General features: G+C 42.0%; 13 protein-coding genes. 2 read left to right on the top strand and 11 right to left on the bottom strand.

Annotated elements, in window-relative coordinates; translation table 11 throughout:
• The first annotated feature begins 40 nt into the window (after positions 1 to 40).
• A complete protein-coding gene (locus HC725_RS05645) occupies positions 41 to 1453 on the top strand; it encodes a phosphoglucomutase/phosphomannomutase family protein (protein WP_190330804.1) in 1413 nt (470 codons plus the stop codon).
• 241 nt (positions 1454 to 1694) lie between these two features.
• Positions 1695 to 2900: a multidrug efflux MFS transporter EmrD gene (gene emrD / locus HC725_RS05640; RefSeq protein WP_190330803.1), complete on the top strand. Its 1206-nt coding sequence runs from the start codon at positions 1695 to 1697 to the stop codon at positions 2898 to 2900.
• A gap of 83 nt (positions 2901 to 2983) precedes the next feature.
• On the opposite strand, the gene HC725_RS05635 is transcribed toward emrD, so the two are convergent.
• From HC725_RS05635 to hrpB, 11 genes are all read right to left on the bottom strand, one after another.
• On the bottom strand, positions 2984 to 3322 hold the full coding sequence (locus tag HC725_RS05635) for a HopJ type III effector protein (protein ID WP_190330802.1): 339 nt from the start codon (positions 3320 to 3322) through the stop codon (positions 2984 to 2986).
• A 102-nt stretch (positions 3323 to 3424) separates the two neighbouring features.
• Positions 3425 to 4495: an ABC transporter ATP-binding protein gene (locus HC725_RS05630; protein ID WP_190330908.1), complete on the bottom strand. Its 1071-nt coding sequence runs from the start codon at positions 4493 to 4495 to the stop codon at positions 3425 to 3427.
• A 2-nt stretch (positions 4496 to 4497) separates the two neighbouring features.
• The gene (locus tag HC725_RS05625; RefSeq protein ID WP_190330801.1) at positions 4498 to 6138 is read right to left on the bottom strand and encodes an ABC transporter permease; all 1641 of its coding nucleotides are present in this window, start codon (positions 6136 to 6138) and stop codon (positions 4498 to 4500) included.
• Between the two features lie 70 nt (positions 6139 to 6208).
• Positions 6209 to 7222: a Fe(3+) ABC transporter substrate-binding protein gene (locus HC725_RS05620; protein WP_190330800.1), complete on the bottom strand. Its 1014-nt coding sequence runs from the start codon at positions 7220 to 7222 to the stop codon at positions 6209 to 6211.
• 177 nt (positions 7223 to 7399) lie between these two features.
• The gene (locus tag HC725_RS05615) at positions 7400 to 8629 is read right to left on the bottom strand and encodes an ammonium transporter (RefSeq protein WP_190330799.1); all 1230 of its coding nucleotides are present in this window, start codon (positions 8627 to 8629) and stop codon (positions 7400 to 7402) included.
• A 135-nt stretch (positions 8630 to 8764) separates the two neighbouring features.
• A complete protein-coding gene (glnK, locus tag HC725_RS05610; RefSeq protein ID WP_190330798.1) occupies positions 8765 to 9103 on the bottom strand; it encodes a P-II family nitrogen regulator in 339 nt (112 codons plus the stop codon).
• Between the two features lie 209 nt (positions 9104 to 9312).
• Positions 9313 to 9687, bottom strand: coding sequence for a YacL family protein (locus HC725_RS05605; RefSeq protein ID WP_190330797.1), 375 nt, complete (start codon positions 9685 to 9687; stop codon positions 9313 to 9315).
• A 180-nt stretch (positions 9688 to 9867) separates the two neighbouring features.
• Positions 9868 to 12465 carry a bifunctional aconitate hydratase 2/2-methylisocitrate dehydratase gene (acnB, locus tag HC725_RS05600; protein ID WP_190330796.1) on the bottom strand — a complete coding sequence of 866 codons (2598 nt, stop codon included), beginning with the start codon at positions 12463 to 12465 and terminating at the stop codon, positions 9868 to 9870.
• Between the two features lie 302 nt (positions 12466 to 12767).
• Entirely contained in the window at positions 12768 to 14987 is a 2220-nt protein-coding gene (locus HC725_RS05595; RefSeq protein ID WP_190330907.1) for a patatin-like phospholipase family protein, read from the bottom strand.
• 218 nt (positions 14988 to 15205) lie between these two features.
• Positions 15206 to 17620 carry a penicillin-binding protein 1B gene (gene mrcB, locus HC725_RS05590; protein ID WP_190330795.1) on the bottom strand — a complete coding sequence of 805 codons (2415 nt, stop codon included), beginning with the start codon at positions 17618 to 17620 and terminating at the stop codon, positions 15206 to 15208.
• Complete coding sequence (hrpB, locus tag HC725_RS05585; protein WP_190330794.1) at positions 17574 to 20144, bottom strand: ATP-dependent helicase HrpB; 2571 nt, start codon at positions 20142 to 20144, stop codon at positions 17574 to 17576. Before hrpB ends, mrcB begins: the two co-directional genes overlap by 47 nt.
• Between the last annotated feature and the right edge of the window lie 79 nt (positions 20145 to 20223).

Here is a 20223-nt window from a genome sequence, read left to right as displayed (position 1 = left end):
AGGAATGGCGGTGAACAATTAAATTTTTAAGGATATTATTATGATCAAATTCGGAACCGGTGGCTGGCGTTCATTTATTGGGGAAGAATTTACCCAAGCCAATGTTCGCCTTGTTGCTCAAGCAATTGCCAATATCATGATCAATGAAAATGCGGTCAATAAAGGTTTTGTGATTGGCTACGATCGCCGCTTTTTATCCGACAAAGCAGCAAAATGGTTTGCCGAAGTATTAGCCGCTAATGGCATTACGGTAAGCTTTATTAATCGCTTTGTTCCAACCCCGATTGTCATGTTTCAGTGTAATAAAATGGGCTGCATTTATTCAGCTTGCATTACCGCATCTCACAATCCAGCCGACTATAATGGCATTAAGGTGTTTATTGAAGGTGGGCGCGACGCCGATGAAATCATAACCGAAAAAATCGAAACACAAATTGCTGGTTTAACCGAAAGCGACGTCAAGTTAATTGAATTTGAAGAAGCCTTACAATCAGGCAAAGTGAACATCATTAATCCGATGAACGATTTTGTCGACTCTGTGATTAACTTCATTGATATTGAAGCCATCAAAAAAGCCAACCTACGCGTACTAATTGATCCAATGTTTGGCGTGGCAAAAAATGCGCTGCAAACCGTCTTGATCACTGGGCGTTGCGATGTGGATGTGATCAACGATGGAGAAAACCCCTCTTTTGGTGGACTAATGCCATCCCCAAGTGCGGCCACATTATATCGATTGAAACACTTAGTCGCAGCAGAAGGTTATGATATTGGAATCGGTACCGATGGCGATGCTGATCGCTTAGGAATTATTGATGAAAAAGGTAATTTTATTCATCCAAATGAAGTGTTGATGCTGCTGTATTACTACTTACTCGAATACAAAGGATGGAAAGGCTCTGTGGTGCGTAATATCGCCACTACTCATCTACTCGATAAAATTGCCGCCGATCACGGTGAAAAAAGCTTTGAGGTTCCAGTAGGCTTTAAGCACATCAGTAGTCAAATGGAAGCCGATGATGCATTACTGGGTGGAGAAAGCTCGGGTGGCTTAACCATTCGTGGACACATCAAAGGCAAAGATGGCGTATTTGCCTCAAGCTTATTAGTCGAATTGATCAGTGTAACCGGTAAGAAGTTATCCGAAATGCTAGATGAGATCTATGCCCGCTATGGTTATGCTTATACCGCTGAAGGCGATTGCACTTTTAAAGCAGCTCAAAAAGAAGCGTTATACACCAAGATTTATGTCGAAAAACAACTTCCTGAATTTGAGTATGACATCGACAAAGTTAGCTACGATGATGGTGCCAAAGTGTATTTCAAAAATGGTGGCTGGGTGATCGCCCGCTTCTCGGGTACTGAACCACTGCTGCGTATTTTTTCAGAAATGGAAGATAAATCAACGGCAGAAAAAATAGTCGCGCAGATGAAGGCGTTTTTAGCGTTGTAGCATAAGTATACAACTCGTTTCTAAAAGAGATCATAGTGAAAGCTATGGTCTCTTTTCTATTTGAAGGCTAGCTTTTCTGGCATTAGAAAATCTAATCCATAACCTCGATTTTCATCTTGCAAACATCATCATATTCTTATTGCTGAATCCTATACTTACTCCTAATATTCACGCCATCAGAACACCCCATTTAACATATTGTTTTAATTAACAACCTAGACCTTTATGCAGGAGAAAATGCATGTCTGCGCCTCTGAGTTTTATCAAGCTTACTTTTTTGATCGCCATTTTGGCAGCTGTCGGGCAAATGACACAAACCATGTATGTGCCATCAATGGGCTATATGGCGCATGAATTTCAAGTCTCTGCAGCATCAATGCAAGCAGTAATGGCGTGTTACTTAATCCCTTACGGCTTATCCCAATTCATCTATGGTCCACTCTCTGATCGTTTGGGTCGTCGTCCAATTATTTTAGCGGGTTTAGCCATCTATATTCTTGGCTCTATCATTGCCCTGTTTTCTCATAATTTTAGCTTATTCCTAGTCGGAAGCTTTGTTCAAGGAATGGGTATAGGTTGTGGTGGGGCAATGGCAAGAACACTAAGCCGAGACTGTTTTTCTGGTTCAGATCTTCATAAGGTTAATAGCTTAATCAGTATGTGTTTGATGTTTTCACCATTAATGGCTCCGCTATTAGGGGGATACTTAACCGAAGCGTTTAATTGGCGTTCTAGCTATTTATTCTTGGCACTCTTTAGTATCGGAGTCACCATTGTGATGTTTACTCACATGACCGAAACGCTGCCAAAAGAATCTCGCCGCTTTGATTCGGTCGCCATCAGCTATCGTTACGTTTTATCCAGCCGACAGTTCCAAGGTTACTTACTGTGTTTGGTCGCCACTTTTGCAGGTGTAGCGGTATTTGAAGCAGCAGCAGGAGTGTTACTTGGCGGAAAACTTAAACTGGCAGCCACTACCGTTAGCTTATTATTTATAGTTCCAATTCCGGGATATCTATTGGGCGCGGCAATGTCGAGTTGGATAGCCTCTCGTCACTCAGAAAAACGAGCTTTAAACTTTGGTTTAGTGGCGATTGCAATTGGCTCATTAGTTGTCTTTATTCCAGGTGTCTTTGGTTATACCAATGCAGTGAGCTTAATCGGTGGAGCTACCATTTACTTCTTAGGCGCTGGCGTATTGTTCCCTGCTGCAACCACTGGTGCGATTTCTCCGTTTCCACATCATGCAGGAACCGCAGGTGCTTTATTGGGAGGAATACAAAATTTCGGTGCAGGGCTCGCCACCTTGATTGCGGCAATGATCCCCGCACACAACCAAATGCCATTGGGCGCATTAATGCTTGCGATGTCTTTACTGGCAGTAATGGGTTTACACCGAGTCAATAAAACCCCGCTCTCACCCGATACTTTGGGATCGGCTATCTGATCCCTATTCATTCAAAAAATAAAGCGACACTAGAGCCAATCTAGTGTCGCTTTACTGTTTCCTCAATTCAGGTTTGTAATAAACTATTTTAATGCAGGTGCTGAAAACTCAATACCATTCCAACCATGGGTAATAAAATTGCGAATGTTTTGATGATCATCGTTATCTGGGTGCTCTAATACATCATGACGATAAAACTTCCCAAAACAAGCTAGAGCTTGCGCTTCGGTTAAATTATGCATTTGAGCAAAAGCAAAGATCTTACACGATCCATTATTCTGTCCAGCTTCATTATCAACATCACCATTTTTGAATGCGGTCGGCGTAAAAGTAAAATGACTATCAATAACACCTATCGTTTGCTCAAACTCTACCGATAATGGCTCTGTCGTGACTTGATGTACAAATTCAGTTAATTCCATCGACTATTTTCCTTCATAAAGTATCAATTTAGATGTTGTCAGCTTAACACTAGATAAAATTCAGTTCGAGGCTTGACGATAATCCATCATTTCAAAGCCATATTATTGAGCAAAAATGACTGCAGAACCCGCATCAACTTCGACGCTAACGCGCTGCCCAATCATCAATAATTGATTCGATTGCGCCAATAACTTAACCTCTTGAACATTAATTATGTAACGACAATGATCGCCCATAAATTGTTGCTCAATCACTTTGATCTCGCTATCGGCATCAGCGTGGATCATCACTTGTTGTGGGCGCAATAAAATCTCACATGCGCTCCCTTCACCCACATTAGAATCCATCACTTCAAGTATTCCTAATACGGTATCAAAATTATTCCTAGCACCTTTAACCGCAGGTAAATAGGTTCCACCACCTAAGAAATTCGCAACAAATGGACTCGATGGTTGATAGTAAAGCTCTGCCGCACTACCAAATTGCTCGATCACACCTCGGTTCATTACCGCCATTTTATCTGAGAAAGCAAACGCTTCTTCACGGCTATGTGTGACAAAAATTGCAGTGACTCCCTGCGCCTTGAAAATAGAACGAATATCTCTTATCAGATCATGTCGTACTTGAGTGTCGATATTGGAGAACGGTTCATCAAGCAGCAATAAATCAGGCTGATAAGCCAGTGAACGAGCAATGGCAACACGCTGCTGCTGGCCACCCGATAATTGATGAGGATAGCGATCATTAAGCCCAGATAAATGCACCAGTTCTAGCATGTTCTCCACGATTCTGGCTCGCTCAGATTTATTCAAATCCGTTAACCCAAAGGCCACATTTTCACTGACGGTTAAATGTGGAAATAAAGCGTAATCTTGAAAGATAAGACCAATATTGCGAGATTCAGGCGGTAGCCAAGTAGCACCATTATCAATCACAGTATTCGCAAGGGTCATTTCCCCTTTAGATAAAGGAAGCAAACCAGCAATGGCTTTTAATAAGGTGGTTTTACCGCACCCACTCGCACCCAATAAGCAGACAATTTCGCCTTTCTGAACCGTTAAATCTAGATTTTGTAACACCGCTTGATTCAATGATTGTCCATCATAACTACACGTCAGATCACGTATAGTTAATGCCGATTGTTCAGCTCGGTCTTGAGTCGTTTCAAGCATCATCAATGCGCCTTTTCTAATGAGTGGTTAACTAAAATAAGCGGGATCAAACCAACCAGAATCAATAAAATAGCCGGCAATGCCGCCATTTCTAGTTGCTCATCGGATGCAAAGTTATAAACGTAAGTCGCCAAAGTCTCAAAATTAAAGGGACGCAGTAACAAAGAAGCATTTAATTCTTTCATTGATTCTATAAATACGAGTAAGCCTGCAATTAGCACACCACGAGATACTAAAGGTAAATGAATTCTACGTAACATCTGATTGCTATTACAACCCATCGTTCTAGCCGCCATATCAAGACTTGGCGAAACCTTACTTAATCCACTTTCAATACTGCCAATTGCCACGGCGGAAAAACGGACCGTCAACGCAAAGACTAACGCAAACATAGTGCCTGAAAAAATCAGGCCAGGTCGCCTCCATCCAATATATTTAGCGATATCATTCACACTATGATCAAGCGTTAATACTGCCACCATGATCCCAATCGCCAATACAGTGCCCGGCACCGCATAACCAAGTGAAGACAATCGCATGGGTAATATACTTTTCTTCCCGTGAGATAAGCGTCGATAGAAATTCACGATTAATGCCACGCACACGGCGGTTATCGCGACACAAAAAGAAACGTATAAACTATTCATCGCATACACGGTAAATTCATTAGTCCAGCTACGAGTAAAATAGCGCTTGGCATAATCGCTTAATTGAAGAATGGGAAATAAGAAGCCTGCGCACACTAAGCCCCAGCACCAGAAACTGGCAGCCCATTTTTTCCAACCAACTAGCACATAGCGGTTATCTTCATGGCTAGAAAATTGAGTTTGAAAACGCTTTTGTTTGCGACGACTGTAACGCTCAAGGCTTAATAGCAATACCACCACAAGTAACATAATAGCGGATATTTTGGCCGCAGCGGTTAAGTTGGAGTAACCAAGCCAAGTATCATAAACGGCCGTGGTTAAGGTCTGCACCGCAAAGTAATTCATGGTGCCAAAATCCCCTAATGCTTCCATTGCCACCAATGAAAGACCAACGGCAATCGCAGGGCGAGCAAGAGGCAAGGAAACTCGACGAAAGCTTTGCCAAGGACTGCATTTAAGCAAACGAGCAGAATGAAGAAGAGATGAGCTTTGCTCCATAAAGGCCGCGCGAGCTAATAAATAAACATAAGGATAAAGCACTAACGCGAGAACGGTAATCGCGCCCTGAAGTGTCCGTAAGTCAGGAAACCAATAAGATCGAACTTGCCAGCCAGTGAGATCCCTTAATAAAATTTGAATGGGTCCTGCTACATCAAACCAATCGGTATAAATATAACCTACAATGTATCCTGGCATCGCTAATGGCAAAACTAATGCCCATTGCAAAACCTTTTCACCAGGCATTCTACACATCGCCATACACCAAGCTGCGGGAACGCCAAATACCGCGCTCAGCAACATAGTGCCTGCGACTAAAACAACAGTGTTGTAAGTATAGGTTGGTAATACCGTGGCAAATAAATGAGTAAATAAATCATCCGTTTTGCCAACTGAAGTATGAAAAAGTGCAGTGTAGAAGATCGCTAAGATCGGCAAAACCAGCAATAGAGCTAATCCCCAACTGCTGGTTTTCCATAATGAAAATCTGTCTTTCATTCCCGACTACTTAATGGTTGAAAGCGAATGATAAAAGAATGCTTTCTTCTATCATTCAACATTATATTAATTACAGGTCAAACTTCACTTCATCAAGCAGTTTAATTGCCGCTTCATGATGATCTGCGATCTCATCTAAAGATAAGGTATCCGCTTTAAAGTCTCCCCATGAAGCCACTAACTCTGAACGTTTTACGCCCGCCTTCACTGGAGATTCAAAGTTATCTTGTGCGTACATGCTTTGTGCCACATCACCAGATAAGAACTCCATTAATTTTAGAGCGTTATCTTTATTTGGTGCGTATTTCGCCATCGCCATACCACTGATATTCACATGAGTACCCTTTGCTTCTTGCCCAGGGAAATTGATATAAACAGCATCTGCCCACGCTTTTTGATCTTTATCGTTCAGCATGTTGCCTAAGTAATAACTGTTACCGAGAGAAACATCACAAAGGCCTTCTTTGATCGCTTGCACTTGAGCTCGATCACTGCCTTGAGGTTTACGTGCTAAATTAGATTTGACCCCTTCTAACCACGTTTTGGTTTCGGCTTCGCCATAATGAGCGATCATGGCTGACACTAAAGAAACATTATAAGGATGCTTACCAGATCGAGTACAAATCTTGCCTTTAAATTCAGGCTTAGCTAGATCTAAATAATCAAATGAAGCCGGTAATTTACCGATACGATCTTTGGACGAATAGACTGCGCGAGCGCGGGTCGTTACCCCAAACCATTCACCTTCTTTATCACGATATTGAGCAGGGATATTGGCATCAATCAATTTACTTTCAACAGGTTGGACGACACCCATTTTAGTTAACTCAGCAAGACGGCTAATATCAACCGTTAACACGACATCTGCCGGACTATATTCACCTTCTTGCTTAAGTTTCTCGGCTAACCCTTCTTTAGCAAATTTCACATTCACTTTAACGCCTGTTTCTTTGGTAAATTCCTTCAACATAGGCTCAACTAAAAATGGCTGACGGTAAGAATATACATTCACTTCTTCGGCTGCCATTAGATTTGGTGAAAAGGCACTTATAGCAATAGCAGAAGCAAGAAATAGCTTTTTCATATTAAATCCTTTAATAAAATTAACGCAAATGATAATGGTTATCAATGCGATTATTTTATCGAGGTTATGAAATAACTCAATATGGAGTAAGTGATAAATGTGAGAAAGCCCCACTCAAACGAGCAGGGCTTTGTAATTAAATGTAACTTTCTTACTTACTACTTCAAGTAAGGCGGGTTATTTAGATGAAGAAAACTCTGGATAAGCCACAACACCACAATCGTGAATGTCCATACCTTCTAGCTCTTCCTCTTCGGTTACACGAATACCCATAGTCGCTTTAATGATCCCCCAAACAACTAGGCTAGCAATAAAGACCCAAGCAAAAATAACCACTGCACCGAACAGTTGAGCACCAAAGCTTGCATCAGCATTACTAAATGGTACAACCATTAACCCGAAGATACCGCACACGCCGTGTACCGACAAAGCCCCAACAGGATCATCAATCTTTACTTTATCAAACGCTAGGATACTGAACACCACTAAAATGCCGGCGATACCACCAACAATAACAGCAGCAACAGGAGATGGAGATAGTGGATCAGCAGTAATTGCCACTAGACCAGCTAATGCACCATTCAGAATCATAGATAAATCTGCTTTGCCCCAGATTGATTTAACCACAATCAACGCGGCAATAGCACCAGCACAAGCCGCCGCATTAGTATTCAAGAAGATTTGACCGACTGCGGTTGCATTTTCAAAGTTAGATAAAGCTAATTGAGAGCCACCGTTAAAACCAAACCAACCCATCCATAAAATGAATGTACCTAAAGTAGCAAGTGGCATGCTTGATCCTGGAATTGGGTGGATTTCTCCATTTCGACCATATTTACCTTTACGAGCACCTAACAATAAAACCCCGGCTAGTGCAGCAGAAGCACCGGCTAAATGCACGATACCAGAACCGGCAAAATCACTAAAACCAGCAGCCGATAAGAAACCACCGCCCCATGTCCAGTAACCTTCCATTGGATAGATAAAGCCTGTAAGCACAACAGCAAAAACTAAGAAAGCCCATAGTTTCATGCGCTCAGCAACTACGCCAGATACCACTGACATCGCTGTTGCAACAAACACTACTTGGAAAAAGAAATCCGAGCCTAATGAATGGTCTGCGCCTTCAGCTTGGGTGCCAATCAATGCTCCAATAGAAGGAATAATACCGCCTTCATCATTGCCGACATACATGATGTTGTAGCCAACTAACAAGAAAACCGTACAAGCAATGGCATAAAGCACAAAGTTTTTAGTTAATATTTCAGTGGTATTTTTAGAGCGCACTAAGCCAGCCTCTAACATCGCAAAACCTGCGGCCATCCACATCACTAATGCACCTGAAATAAGGAAGAAAAAAGTATCGAGTGCGTAGCGAAGTTCGACTACTGTGGTTGAAAGTTCCATTTTAAATTCTCCAATCGATTTAATCTAAGCGCCTATCTATTTATATTAGGCTGCCTGTTTTTTAACTGTCTGTTCAAATAAATTATCTGCTCGAATAAACTATCTATTCGATCTGTCTATCCAAAAAAGTCAGTATTACAGGGCTTCATCATCCGTTTCACCAGTACGAATACGTACCGCATGATCTAAGTCGTAGACAAAAATTTTACCGTCACCAATCTTTCCTGTTTGAGCTGCTTTCACAATAGCCTCAATCACTCGGTCAACATTGTCTGATTGGGTCGCAATCTCGATCTTAACTTTTGGCAGAAAATCGACTTGATATTCCGCGCCACGATACAATTCTGTATGACCTTTTTGGCGTCCAAAGCCTTTGACTTCGGATACTGTCATACCTTCAATGCCCACATCCGCTAACGCTTCACGAACATCGTCTAATTTAAATGGTTTGATAATCGCATTAATTTGTTTCATTGCATTCCCTCGTCATGATACGTCTTAATTGTTTAACTCAATCCTGCTTGAGTTTTTGTTCCTTGGATAAAGACAATCAAGTTACGTGCCAAGTTTTTAACTATTTGTTAAATAAGGGATAACGAAGTTATTGTAAGAATTGCACGAAAATAGACGCACCAAGTAAGTGCAAATGCCTCACGATTAGAGGCAAGATAGGGAAAACGAAATTATTGACTTACAAATGCTCGCCAAGATTGTAAAACCTGTTCAAAATCCTCAATACCACACCAAGAAACACTTTCTTCATCGTAAGCAGAAAGCGAGTCATCAAACTCATCCTCTTGTTCGGAGTCTATATTTAACAAATGGTTAGCACTGATATTGATTTCATTTTGCTCAACCGATAACGTCCAATCCTTTCCCTGTTGACGCCATTCTTGATTGATGTTCTTTTGTGCACCAAGTTGTTGCACGATAGCATCCAATTTTTCCGTATTGGTGCCAATTTCTTCAATCAACCAATGCCCGATCGCTTCATGCCCTGATGAAAACACCACACGATAACTGCCATCTAAAGTATTTTTCTTAAATTCAAAGTCCATAATGCATCTTTATTTTTTCAAAGGGATAAAGGAAGTTTACTTGTAAATGGATAATTTTTCGACCGAGAACCGAGAACCGAGAAGATTGAATGGAAGAAAATATTCGTCAAGTTGAGGAGTATTAAAATAAAAAACCGCTGAACTTGTCAGCGGTTTAGTTTCATTAAACATTTAAAAGCATTATGCCGGTTCTTGGAAAATCACCGTATCTGCTTTTTTAGTATAATGTTCCATCTTATGGAAATTCAGGTAACGATAAGTATCTGCTGCCGTCGCGTTAATTTGATCCGCGTATTGCATGTACTCTTCTTTGGTTGGAATTCGACCTAAGATCGCACCAACTGCAGAAAGTTCAGCAGACGCTAAAAATACATTAGCCCCTGTACCTAAACGGTTAGGGAAGTTACGGGTTGAAGTCGACATCACTGTCGCACCGTCTTCCACTCGCGCTTGGTTACCCATACATAACGAACAACCCGGAGTTTCAATACGAACTCCAGCACGACCAAAGATACCGTAATATCCTTCTTCGGTGAGTTGATCGCGATCCATCTTCGTCGGTGGTGCAACCCAAAGGCGCGTATCAAGAGAACCTTTATGCTTCTCAAGTAATTTACCTGCTGCACGGAAATGGCCAATGTTGGTCATACAAGAACCGATAAATACTTCATCAATCTTAGTGCCTTGAACTTCAGAAAGCAGACGTGCATCATCAGGATCATTTGGCGCACAAAGAACAGGTTCTTTAATGTCAGCCATATCAATCTCAATCACATGTGCGTATTCAGCATCTGCATCTGCTGACATCAGTTCAGGATTGGCTAACCACTCTTCCATCGCGGTAATACGACGCTCGATAGTACGACGATCACCATAACCTTCCGAGATCATCCATTTAAGCATAACGACGTTTGAACTTAAGTATTCTGCAATCGACTCTTCAGAAAGCTTCACAGTACAACCTGCAGCTGAACGCTCTGCCGATGCATCTGATAGCTCAAATGCCTGCTCAATGGTTAAATGCTCAAGGCCTTCAATTTCAAGAATACGACCAGAGAATTCATTCACCTTGCCAGCTTTAGCAACGGTTAATAAACCTTTTTGGATGGCAACATAAGGGATTGCATGCACCAAGTCACGTAGAGTGATACCCGGTTGCATCTCACCTTTAAAGCGAACCAAAATTGATTCAGGCATATCCAATGGCATAACACCGGTTGCAGCAGCAAACGCCACTAAACCAGAACCCGCTGGGAATGAAATACCTAATGGGAAACGTGTATGTGAATCACCACCAGTACCAACGGTATCAGGCAGAAGCATACGGTTTAACCATGAGTGAATGATGCCATCGCCAGGGCGAAGTGATACACCGCCACGATTCATAATAAAATCAGGTAGCGTATGGTGTGTATTTACATCAATTGGTTTTGGGTATGCTGAAGTATGACAAAAAGACTGCATGGTCAAATCAGCAGAGAAACCTAGACAAGCCAGATCTTTAAGCTCATCACGCGTCATTGGACCCGTAGTATCTTGCGATCCTACCGTAGTCATTTTTGGCTCACAGTAAGTATCAGGGCGAACTCCCGCGACACCACACGCTTTACCGACCATCTTCTGAGCTAAAGTAAAACCTTTACCAGAATCAGTCACAGGTACAGGACGGCGGAATACTTTCGATGGCTCAAGTCCAAGCGCGACACGAGCACGGTCAGTTAGACCACGGCCAATAATCAGAGGAATACGACCACCAGCACGAACTTCATCATACAGAACGTCGGTTTTTAGTTTAAAGGTCGAAATAACTTCATCGGTATCGTGCTTGCATACTTTTCCATCATGAGGATAAATATCAATCACATCGCCCATGTCCATTTTAGACACATCGAGCTCAATCGGCAGTGCGCCAGCATCTTCCATTGTATTAAAGAAGATTGGGGCAATTTTTCCACCCAAACAAAAGCCACCAGCGCGTTTGTTTGGCACAAATGGGATATCATCGCCCATTAACCAAAGCACTGAGTTAGTCGCTGATTTACGAGAAGAACCCGTTCCAACCACATCACCAACATAAACAAGTTGATGGCCTTTTTCTTTCAGCGCTTCAATTTGCTTAATCGGGCCAATTTCACCGGCTTGATCAGGTTCAATACCTTCACGCTCATTTTTCAGCATCGCTAAGGCATGCAATGGAATATCAGGGCGGGACCAAGCATCAGGCGCTGGTGATAGATCATCGGTGTTAGTTTCACCGGTCACTTTAAATACAGTTAATGTCACCTTGTCTGCAGTTTTTGGCTTCTTCAAGAACCAATCTGCATCGGCCCAAGATTGCAGAACTTGCTGCGCAGAATCATTACCAGCTTTCGCTTTTTCTTCCACATCATGGAAAGAATCGAACATTAATAATGTGTGAGATAAAGCTTCAACCGCGATAGGAGCAAGTAGCTCGTCATCGAGGAAACTAATTAATGGTTCAATATTATAACCGCCTTGCATAGTGCCAAGCAGTTGCGCCGCTTTTTCGCGGCTCACTAGCGGAGATGTTGCCTCACTTTTGGCGACAGCAGTTAAGAAACCTGCTTTAACATAAGCGGCTTCATCCACACCTGGTGGGATACGGTTTTCAAGTAAATCGAGCAGAAAGCTTTCTTCACCTTTCGGTGGGTTTTTAAGCTGTTCTACCAAAGCAGCAACCTGCTCAGCGTCTAAAGGTTTAGGGACAATTCCTTCAGCGGCACGCTCTTCGACGTGTTTACGGTAGGCTTCAAGCACGGCTCATTCCTCTCATTGCGGTTCGCCCTTTTTATAATCGGTACAAAGGGAAAACATCCTTGGAAAATTGGCTTCTTGCTTATGTTATTAGGAATAAGATCAGACTGATTCTTAATAAGGGAATACGGCGCGGAGCCAAAGTGTGTACATCAGAATAACAAATTTAACGAAACATTAAAATCAAGCGAATTTGACCAAGCTAGCAAAGTAGAAACTAAATTGCTGTAATTTGACAAATTTATGCTACTGCAACTTTTATTTATCAACGGAAACTGTCATTTATCAACCGTTATTATCAACAGCTAAAAAGCAGATCCTACAATCAAATAGATAGACCTATAACTTTCCTCAGTTTGCCCATACGCAAAAATAATTGGCCCAATAGGTGAATCTATTCCAGTAAAGAGCGAACCGGCCATATACATTGAGTCGGCATCGAATTTTTTATTGGCATCTGCCCACACACCACCGTATTCCAGAGAAGCCCCTAAGTAAACCGGTGATTGAAATAATCCAAAGTCATTATCAAACCATTTATATCGGTACACTAAGCTGCTAAAAGCTTTGTTACTACCCGATAAACTGTCCCTTGGCAGTCCAGATAAATTAAGAAATCCGCCAAGCTCTCGTGGTGCAATAGGTAAAAAGGAATTGCGACTATCTACTGTTTCATATTCAATTTGACCAACTAAGGAATGCTTATTGTAATGCTGAGCAGCTATAAATTTGATCGAAATCTCAGAAACCGTATCTTTCGTCTGACTCTCAGAATCATCGGTTTCATCTTGCGAAAGAAGATACTGCATATCCGCATAAAATCCTTTAGATGGAAAATTCACATCATCTAAAGTATCAACACGATAACGAGCATACGCACCTTGACGGGTATAATTTAACTCACCAGCAACCGGCAATCCCGTAGCATAGCTATTCCCATCGGTATAACGAATTCCTATCCGAAATTCTTGCCATAAGGCAGGCTGGAAGCCAATTGCAATATCCCCAATCCAGCGGACGTAATCGACAGGCAATGAGTTGTCAGTATCCGATAAGTGGCTTACATTTCTAGTCGATGTGCCATTTTCAGATAAAAATATGCTCGATTTTTCATCGCTATAAGAAGCAGAAACAGAGGTGAAAAAGTTTTGATCGTAGGACATGGGAATATACAACTCACCACCAATAAGCTTATCTGTCCCTATTTCAAGATTAGTGCGTAACTCGGCCCCATCATCGTTCAAATCAGTAAAGTTACTGGTTAAACCAATCGAATACTTACTTGAATTTTTAAAGTTATCCTCAAGAAAAAAACGAAAATCAATATAATTAGGTCCCCAGCTTTTTTCATTTACATCAACAGTTAAATCCGCTTTATTATCATCAGTTTCAGAGTATTGATACGAAATGCGCTCAAATCGGTCCAAAGCATATAAGTCTCGTACTTTGGTTTCAATTTCATCGCTTGTGTAAGTTTCTCCTGGCTCAATATCCAAACGGTGTCTTAATAGTTTTTCATTATAATGGCTATTATTGATGATATTGACTTTGGCTAATTGCAGATCAGCGCCACTGTGAATTTTTTCTCGAATGACACTTTTTTCAGTTTGATAGGCTAAATAATCCAATTCAGGAATAGAATAACGCTCTAAAGCCATTTTATTTTGTTCGGCAGCTTTATAGCCTAATTTTAATGCTTCAGGCATTTGGCCAAAATCTGTTGTCGACATTTTACCAACCGCTGGTTTCAAAAGAACATCGGTATCGTGTAACTGTTGACTCTGTTCTAATGTACTACGACGAACCATGTAATTAGATAACTGGTCACCTACGGTAAGAAAGGTGGTTAATTCGTCACCCGTTCGGTAATCAGTACTGATGTCGACCGCAATAACAACATCTGCCCCCATTGAGCGGGCAATATCCACGGGCATATTATTGGTAACACCGCCATCGACCAATAACATTCCATTGTAGGAATAAGGCGGTAGAGCTCCGGGAACCGACATACTTGCCATCATGGCATCGACGATTTCTCCACCTTTTAGGACTACGGGCTTTAATTCAACAATATCAGTGGCAACTGCACGATAATGAACAGGAAGATCATCAAAGGACTTGAACGCAGGAATATTACCGGTGCTTTGGCGCAAAATATGCAACATATTTTGACCTTGCACGACCCCTTTAGGCACTTGAAGCCCTATCCAGCGTAAACCGAGATCGGTGTGAAGTTGGTAACGATCATCATAGACTTTATCGCGAACTCGGCGCTCGCTGCGCTCAACGCGATCGTGGTAACCTGAATTCCAATCGACTTCGTTAAGTTTTTTCTCAATCTCATCGGCATTCATACCTAATGCATACAAACCGCCAACATAAGATCCCATGCTAGTTCCCGTCACAATATCAATCGGGATATGCATTTCTTCTAAAGCTTTAAGGACACCAATATGCGCTGCGCCTTTTGCACCACCACCAGCTAAAACAACAGCAATAGTCGGACGGTAACTTCCGTCTGCCATCTTCTCTCTAGCATCAACTTTTATACTCAGTAACAGTAAAGGGAGAACACAATAAAAGTACGCCGTAAATTGTCGTTTCAACGATAATCCTTATCTTAAATTCATAGTAGACAAAATATCCATTTAGTCTTAATCCATTATAGTGACTGGCTTGTAAAGACGTTGTTATTAAATCATAAATCCGCCAATTTGCATCCCTTTACTGGCTTGGTTTATGACTAAAAACTAAATAAATCTTTAATCCAACCCGTCGGGGTATTTTTACATTTATCTAATACTTCTCCTTTCTCATCCCATACCGGCAGATCAATATCACCACTACAATCCACCTTGTAACCACCTTTCGAGGTTTCCTCAAAATGATCGGTCGCAATATTTTTTGGCCACGGCAGAGTCAACTTTTCAGGAGCTCGTTGTGATAAGTAGTCCGCATAGATTCGAAGTGAACCACTCGAACCAGTAAGCTTTGTAGGCTTGTTATCATCACGCCCAGTCCAAATCGTGACCACCTCTCGGCCATCGACACCAACAAACCAGCTATCACGACTGTCGTTACTAGTTCCGGTTTTAGCCGCCAACGTTGCCCAACCATATTTAGATTGTAACGCTCGGCTAGTACCTTCACTCACGACTCTCTTCATAATATAAGTTGTCAGCCAAGCCGCTTGTTGCGGTACTTGTTGGGAAGCTTTTGGAATGCTTTGATAAAGCACATTACCGTCGACATCAACCACCGTGCGAAGAGCTGTTAACCGAGCTCGCTTGCCTGAGTTAGTTATGGTTTGGAACATTTGTGATACTTGATAAGGCGTTAATGAAAATGATCCCAAAAACATAGAAGGCACAGGGCGAATTTCTTGCTTATCTACGCCCAGTTTCTCCAGCGTATCCATCACGGCAGGAATACCAAGCTGCATGCCCAAATTCACCGTTGGGACATTCATAGATTTCGCCATCGCTTTATACAGTGGCACTTCACCACTAAAAGTACGATCAAAGTTTTTCGGTGACCATGTTTTGCCTTGCTTATTGGTTAATGTGATTGGTTGATCTGGCAATGTTGTACCTAAATCGTATTTTTCCGGTTGCTCTAAGGCTGTTAAATACACTGATGGTTTTACCAAAGAACCGATTTGACGACTAGCACTCAAGGCTCGATTAAAGCCGTCATAACCCGCCTGACGACCACCGACCATGGCGCGGATCTCACCGGTTTTGCGATCAACCGCCACGATTGCCGTTTCCAATCCTTTACCTGAACGCTTCTCAAGTTCAGGTAAAGTGCGATTGACTGAAGACTCAAGGTACGACTGAGAAACAGGATCAAGGGTTGTGAACAAACGTAAGCCGGTATCAGCTTTAAATTTATCACCCACCTTATCTTTTAACTCTATTTGAAGTTGCTCAAAATACGCAGGCTGACGACGACCAAGATGTGGATTTTTTTGTAGATCCAATGGGCGAGTTGCCGCTTCATTATATTGAGATGGCGTCAGAATATCTTGGCGCATCATCAATTCAAGTACCAAGTCACGACGATCTTTGGTCAGTTCAGGGCGGCGCATTGGGTTGTAATAAGACGGCCCTTTGACCATTCCCACCAACATAGCTAATTGATCAATCCGTAGTTCTTGCAGAGGCTGACCAAAATAATAACGCGAAGCCAATGCAAAACCATGGATCGCTTCACCGCCATTTTGTCCTAAATACACTTCATTTAGGTACGCTTCTAAAATGCGATCTTTACTAAAGCGATAATCTAAAATCATAGCTATGTAAGCTTCTTTAAACTTACGCCATAACGTTTTCTCGCTGCTTAAAAACAAGTTTTTGGCAAGCTGCTGAGTAAGCGTACTACCACCTTGTACCGCGCGACCTGCTTTAAGGTTAACCAAAAATGCCCGAGCAATTGCGACAGGAGAGATCCCGCCGTGATGATAGAAATCACGATCTTCAGTCGAAAGCAGTGCTTGCACCATGGCTTCTGGAAATTGCTCACGCTTTAAGAATAAGCGCGTTTCTTCTTTTTTAGCTTCCAACATCCCAAGCATTTTGGGTTCAATACGCAGAAAACCCAGATCCGATTTTGAATCCAATGATTGAATACGAGTGAGTTCACCATCTTTAAAATACAACATGACATGACGAGCAGGCTCAGGACCATTATCAAATTCAAATGGACGACGAAACAACTCAATTTTCGTAGATGAGGCTGAATACTCACCTTCTCGCATCGGGTTCGATACTTTGCGGTAATTTAATACATCCAATTCTTGGCGAAGCTTACTGACTGAAATGGAACTACCCGGCTCTAAATTCAGCACTCTGGCATACACAACAGTTGGCAATTCAAATAGCTGCCCCGTGAAACGCTGAGTCACGACATTATTTAAATAGAAACCGGCGGCAACCATAAAAATAATAAACACTAAAGCTAGCTTCCAACCGATACTCCATAGTTTTTTTAACCATGTTCTTTTAGGCTTTTTAGGGGAAGCCTTACGAGCCCGAGCAGGGCCAGCTTTACGGCCAGATGAGGTTGATTTTCGTGTCGTATTTTTTTTAGGGGTATTCAATGTAATGCCTTTATTCTTTTTCGATAAAATTGCGTTTAGTTTTCGCCGTTGGTACATGATTTGCGGGATCATCAGGCCAAATATGCTTAGGGTAGCGCCCCTTCATCTCTTTTTGTACATCTTTATAAGAACCTCGCCAGAAACCCGCTAAATCTTGCGTAATTTGCAACGGTCTTTGTGCGGGTGATAATAATTCTAACACTAGTTTTTTCTGCCCTTGAGCAATCATAGGAGAATCCGATTCACCGAATACTTCTTGCATCCGCACAGACAAAACAGGCTCGGCTTTATCTTGATAACGGATCGATTTTCGATTTCCAGTGGGTAAGGTGTAATGGGTCGGCAGCCATTCATCAATCTTCTGATTCAATGGCCAAGATAAATATGCCAATAACGCTTGAACCATATTCACTTTTTTTAATTGTCCGACTGTTTCTATATCTAGCATATAAGGAGCGAGCCAATGTTCGAGTTGTGCCAAAAGTGTTTCATCATCGAGATCCGGCCATGATTCTTGTGGCAACCAATCTCGGCCATTACGCATTCGGTGTAATAAATTGTCGCTTTTATCATTCCAAGGTAAAGCCGTTAACCCTTTACGGCGAATATAATCCAATAATGCTTTTGTGATCAATTCAGGTTTAGGTTTTGGTAATCGACGACGGGTTAATACCAGTTTCCCTAATCGGCTTTGTTCTTCTGCGATAATTTGGCCTTTATCATCATCCCAACTGACGAGTGTTTGTGACTCAATTAATTGTGGTAAACATACCTCGATATCAGCCATATCAATTTTAACCGCTCGGAAAATTTGGCTATTCATAGCTTTAAAGTGAGGGGATTGAGAACGAACAGAGCCGGATGTACGCATTACATCAATGGCGACGATCATCTTTTCGGAGGCTAATGCTTCATGCTCATTCATTGATGCACCATGACCATTAGCCAATAAATAGTCACCAATCGATCCATGTCTTTGCATTGCAATTCGGTCGGGGAATGCCATCGCCAAGCAAACCCCTAACTTAGAGGGGTCAACCAATGATACCAAAAAAGAACTATTTAAAAGTCCAACCTGACGAGCTAATTGCTGACTACGCTGGTTTAATCTTGATGCTTTAGGATGAGAATGATTCTGCCAACGATGTAGACTATGACTGATATCCACAATGGATTTTTCAGGTTCTTCCAATAATGCCACCAGCGCAATGGCGGCCATAACATAATCAGAATCGAATGACTCTGAACTTAATGCTTGTGAACCTAGCATCATCGCAGACAATCTCGGCTCAAGACCAAACCTTTGACTAGCTTTAGCCTGCGCGGTCAATTGGCCATTAACATCAAGTAGATTTAAACTTTTCAGTAAATCAGCCGCTTGAGTAAGGTTTGATTGAGGCGGTGTATCAAGCCACATTAACTCGTCTGCTTGCTGTGCTCCCCATTGAATTAACTCCATTTTTAACGTGGTTAAATCACTGCGTAAAATCTCAGGTACTGGAACTTTTAATTGCTGTTGCAACATTTCTTGGCTATACAGGCGAATACAAATCCCAGCCTCTAATCTCCCCGCTCTTCCTGCACGTTGTATTGCTGAAGACTGCGCGATCATATGTTGGTCAAGACGAGTAATCCCAGTTTTGGGATCAAATTTAGCACTGCGTTCAAGCCCCGAATCAATCACCATTCGCACACCGTCAATGGTCAAACTGGTTTCGGCAACATTAGTGGCTAAACAGATTTTACGCCGCCCTTGTGAGCTTGGCTGAATAGCAAGTTGTTGCGCTTTAGTATCTAGTTGGCCATATAAAGGAAAAATATCCACATTGTTCAAACAATCCCCTTCTACTGCCGTGTGTTTCTGCTGAATCAGTAATTGCTGTAAACGAACAATATCACCAACACCGGGCAAAAAGACCAACATCGAACCTGTTTCTTGCGCCAACCAACGGGGAATCAATTGTGCCAAACGAGGCACAACATATTCATTTGGTTTTAGTGGGGAGTAGTGATATTCAATCGGGTAACCTCGCCCTTGAGACTCAATATACTGCGCATCAGGTAATAATGAACATAAAGCTTGCTGATCTAACGTGGCTGACATGACCAATATTTTCAGATCATCTCGCAATGCTTGTTGTACTTCTAATCCAAACGCTAAAGCCGTATCGGCATGAATACTGCGTTCATGAAATTCATCGAAAATAATCAGGTCGATACCATTTAATTCAGGATCGGATTGGATCATTCTTGTCATTACGCCCTCGGTCACAATCTCAAATCGCGTTTTTTCGCTTACTTGAGAATCTCCCTTGATCCGATAACCGACAGTGCCGCCAACTTTCTCGCCCAATTGCTTCGCTAAATAATGAGCAATATTACGCGCGGCTAATCGACGAGGCTCCATCATGATTATTTTGCCACTCAAATGCGCAACATCACCAAGCTTTTGATCTAATAAGCAAAGAGGTAAATAAGTAGATTTTCCAGCGCCAGGTGCGGCTTTTAATATCACTTGAGAATGGGTACCAATCGCTTGCAACAAAGCAGGCATGACCTCTATGATAGGCAGTTGTGACAATCCAAAATCCTTATGTCATGATAAATGAGTTTTGTTACCGCCTGCGATTCTACCTAAATTATTTCAATAGAGGTACGCT

The sequence above is a fragment of the Vibrio sp. S17_S38 genome, assembly GCF_014694375.1.
Classification (GTDB): Bacteria; Pseudomonadota; Gammaproteobacteria; order Enterobacterales; family Vibrionaceae; genus Vibrio.
Note: the sequence above shows the minus strand (reverse complement) of the source record. Positions and strands in the feature narration are given on the sequence as shown.

What these genes read in the sequence shown, in the direction of transcription:
- HC725_RS05645 (WP_190330804.1), top strand. Translation starts at nt 41, where the DNA reads ATGATCAAATTCGGAACCGGTGGCTGGCGTTCATTTATTGGGGAAGAA.
- emrD (WP_190330803.1), top strand. Translation starts at nt 1,695, where the DNA reads ATGTCTGCGCCTCTGAGTTTTATCAAGCTTACTTTTTTGATCGCCATT.
- HC725_RS05635 (WP_190330802.1), bottom strand. Translation starts at nt 3,322, where the DNA reads ATGGAATTAACTGAATTTGTACATCAAGTCACGACAGAGCCATTATCG.
- HC725_RS05630 (WP_190330908.1), bottom strand. Translation starts at nt 4,495, where the DNA reads ATGCTTGAAACGACTCAAGACCGAGCTGAACAATCGGCATTAACTATA.
- HC725_RS05625 (WP_190330801.1), bottom strand. Translation starts at nt 6,138, where the DNA reads ATGAAAGACAGATTTTCATTATGGAAAACCAGCAGTTGGGGATTAGCT.
- HC725_RS05620 (WP_190330800.1), bottom strand. Translation starts at nt 7,222, where the DNA reads ATGAAAAAGCTATTTCTTGCTTCTGCTATTGCTATAAGTGCCTTTTCA.
- HC725_RS05615 (WP_190330799.1), bottom strand. Translation starts at nt 8,629, where the DNA reads ATGGAACTTTCAACCACAGTAGTCGAACTTCGCTACGCACTCGATACT.
- glnK (WP_190330798.1), bottom strand. Translation starts at nt 9,103, where the DNA reads ATGAAACAAATTAATGCGATTATCAAACCATTTAAATTAGACGATGTT.
- HC725_RS05605 (WP_190330797.1), bottom strand. Translation starts at nt 9,687, where the DNA reads ATGGACTTTGAATTTAAGAAAAATACTTTAGATGGCAGTTATCGTGTG.
- HC725_RS05595 (WP_190330907.1), bottom strand. Translation starts at nt 14,987, where the DNA reads ATGGCAGACGGAAGTTACCGTCCGACTATTGCTGTTGTTTTAGCTGGT.
- mrcB (WP_190330795.1), bottom strand. Translation starts at nt 17,620, where the DNA reads ATGTACCAACGGCGAAAACTAAACGCAATTTTATCGAAAAAGAATAAA.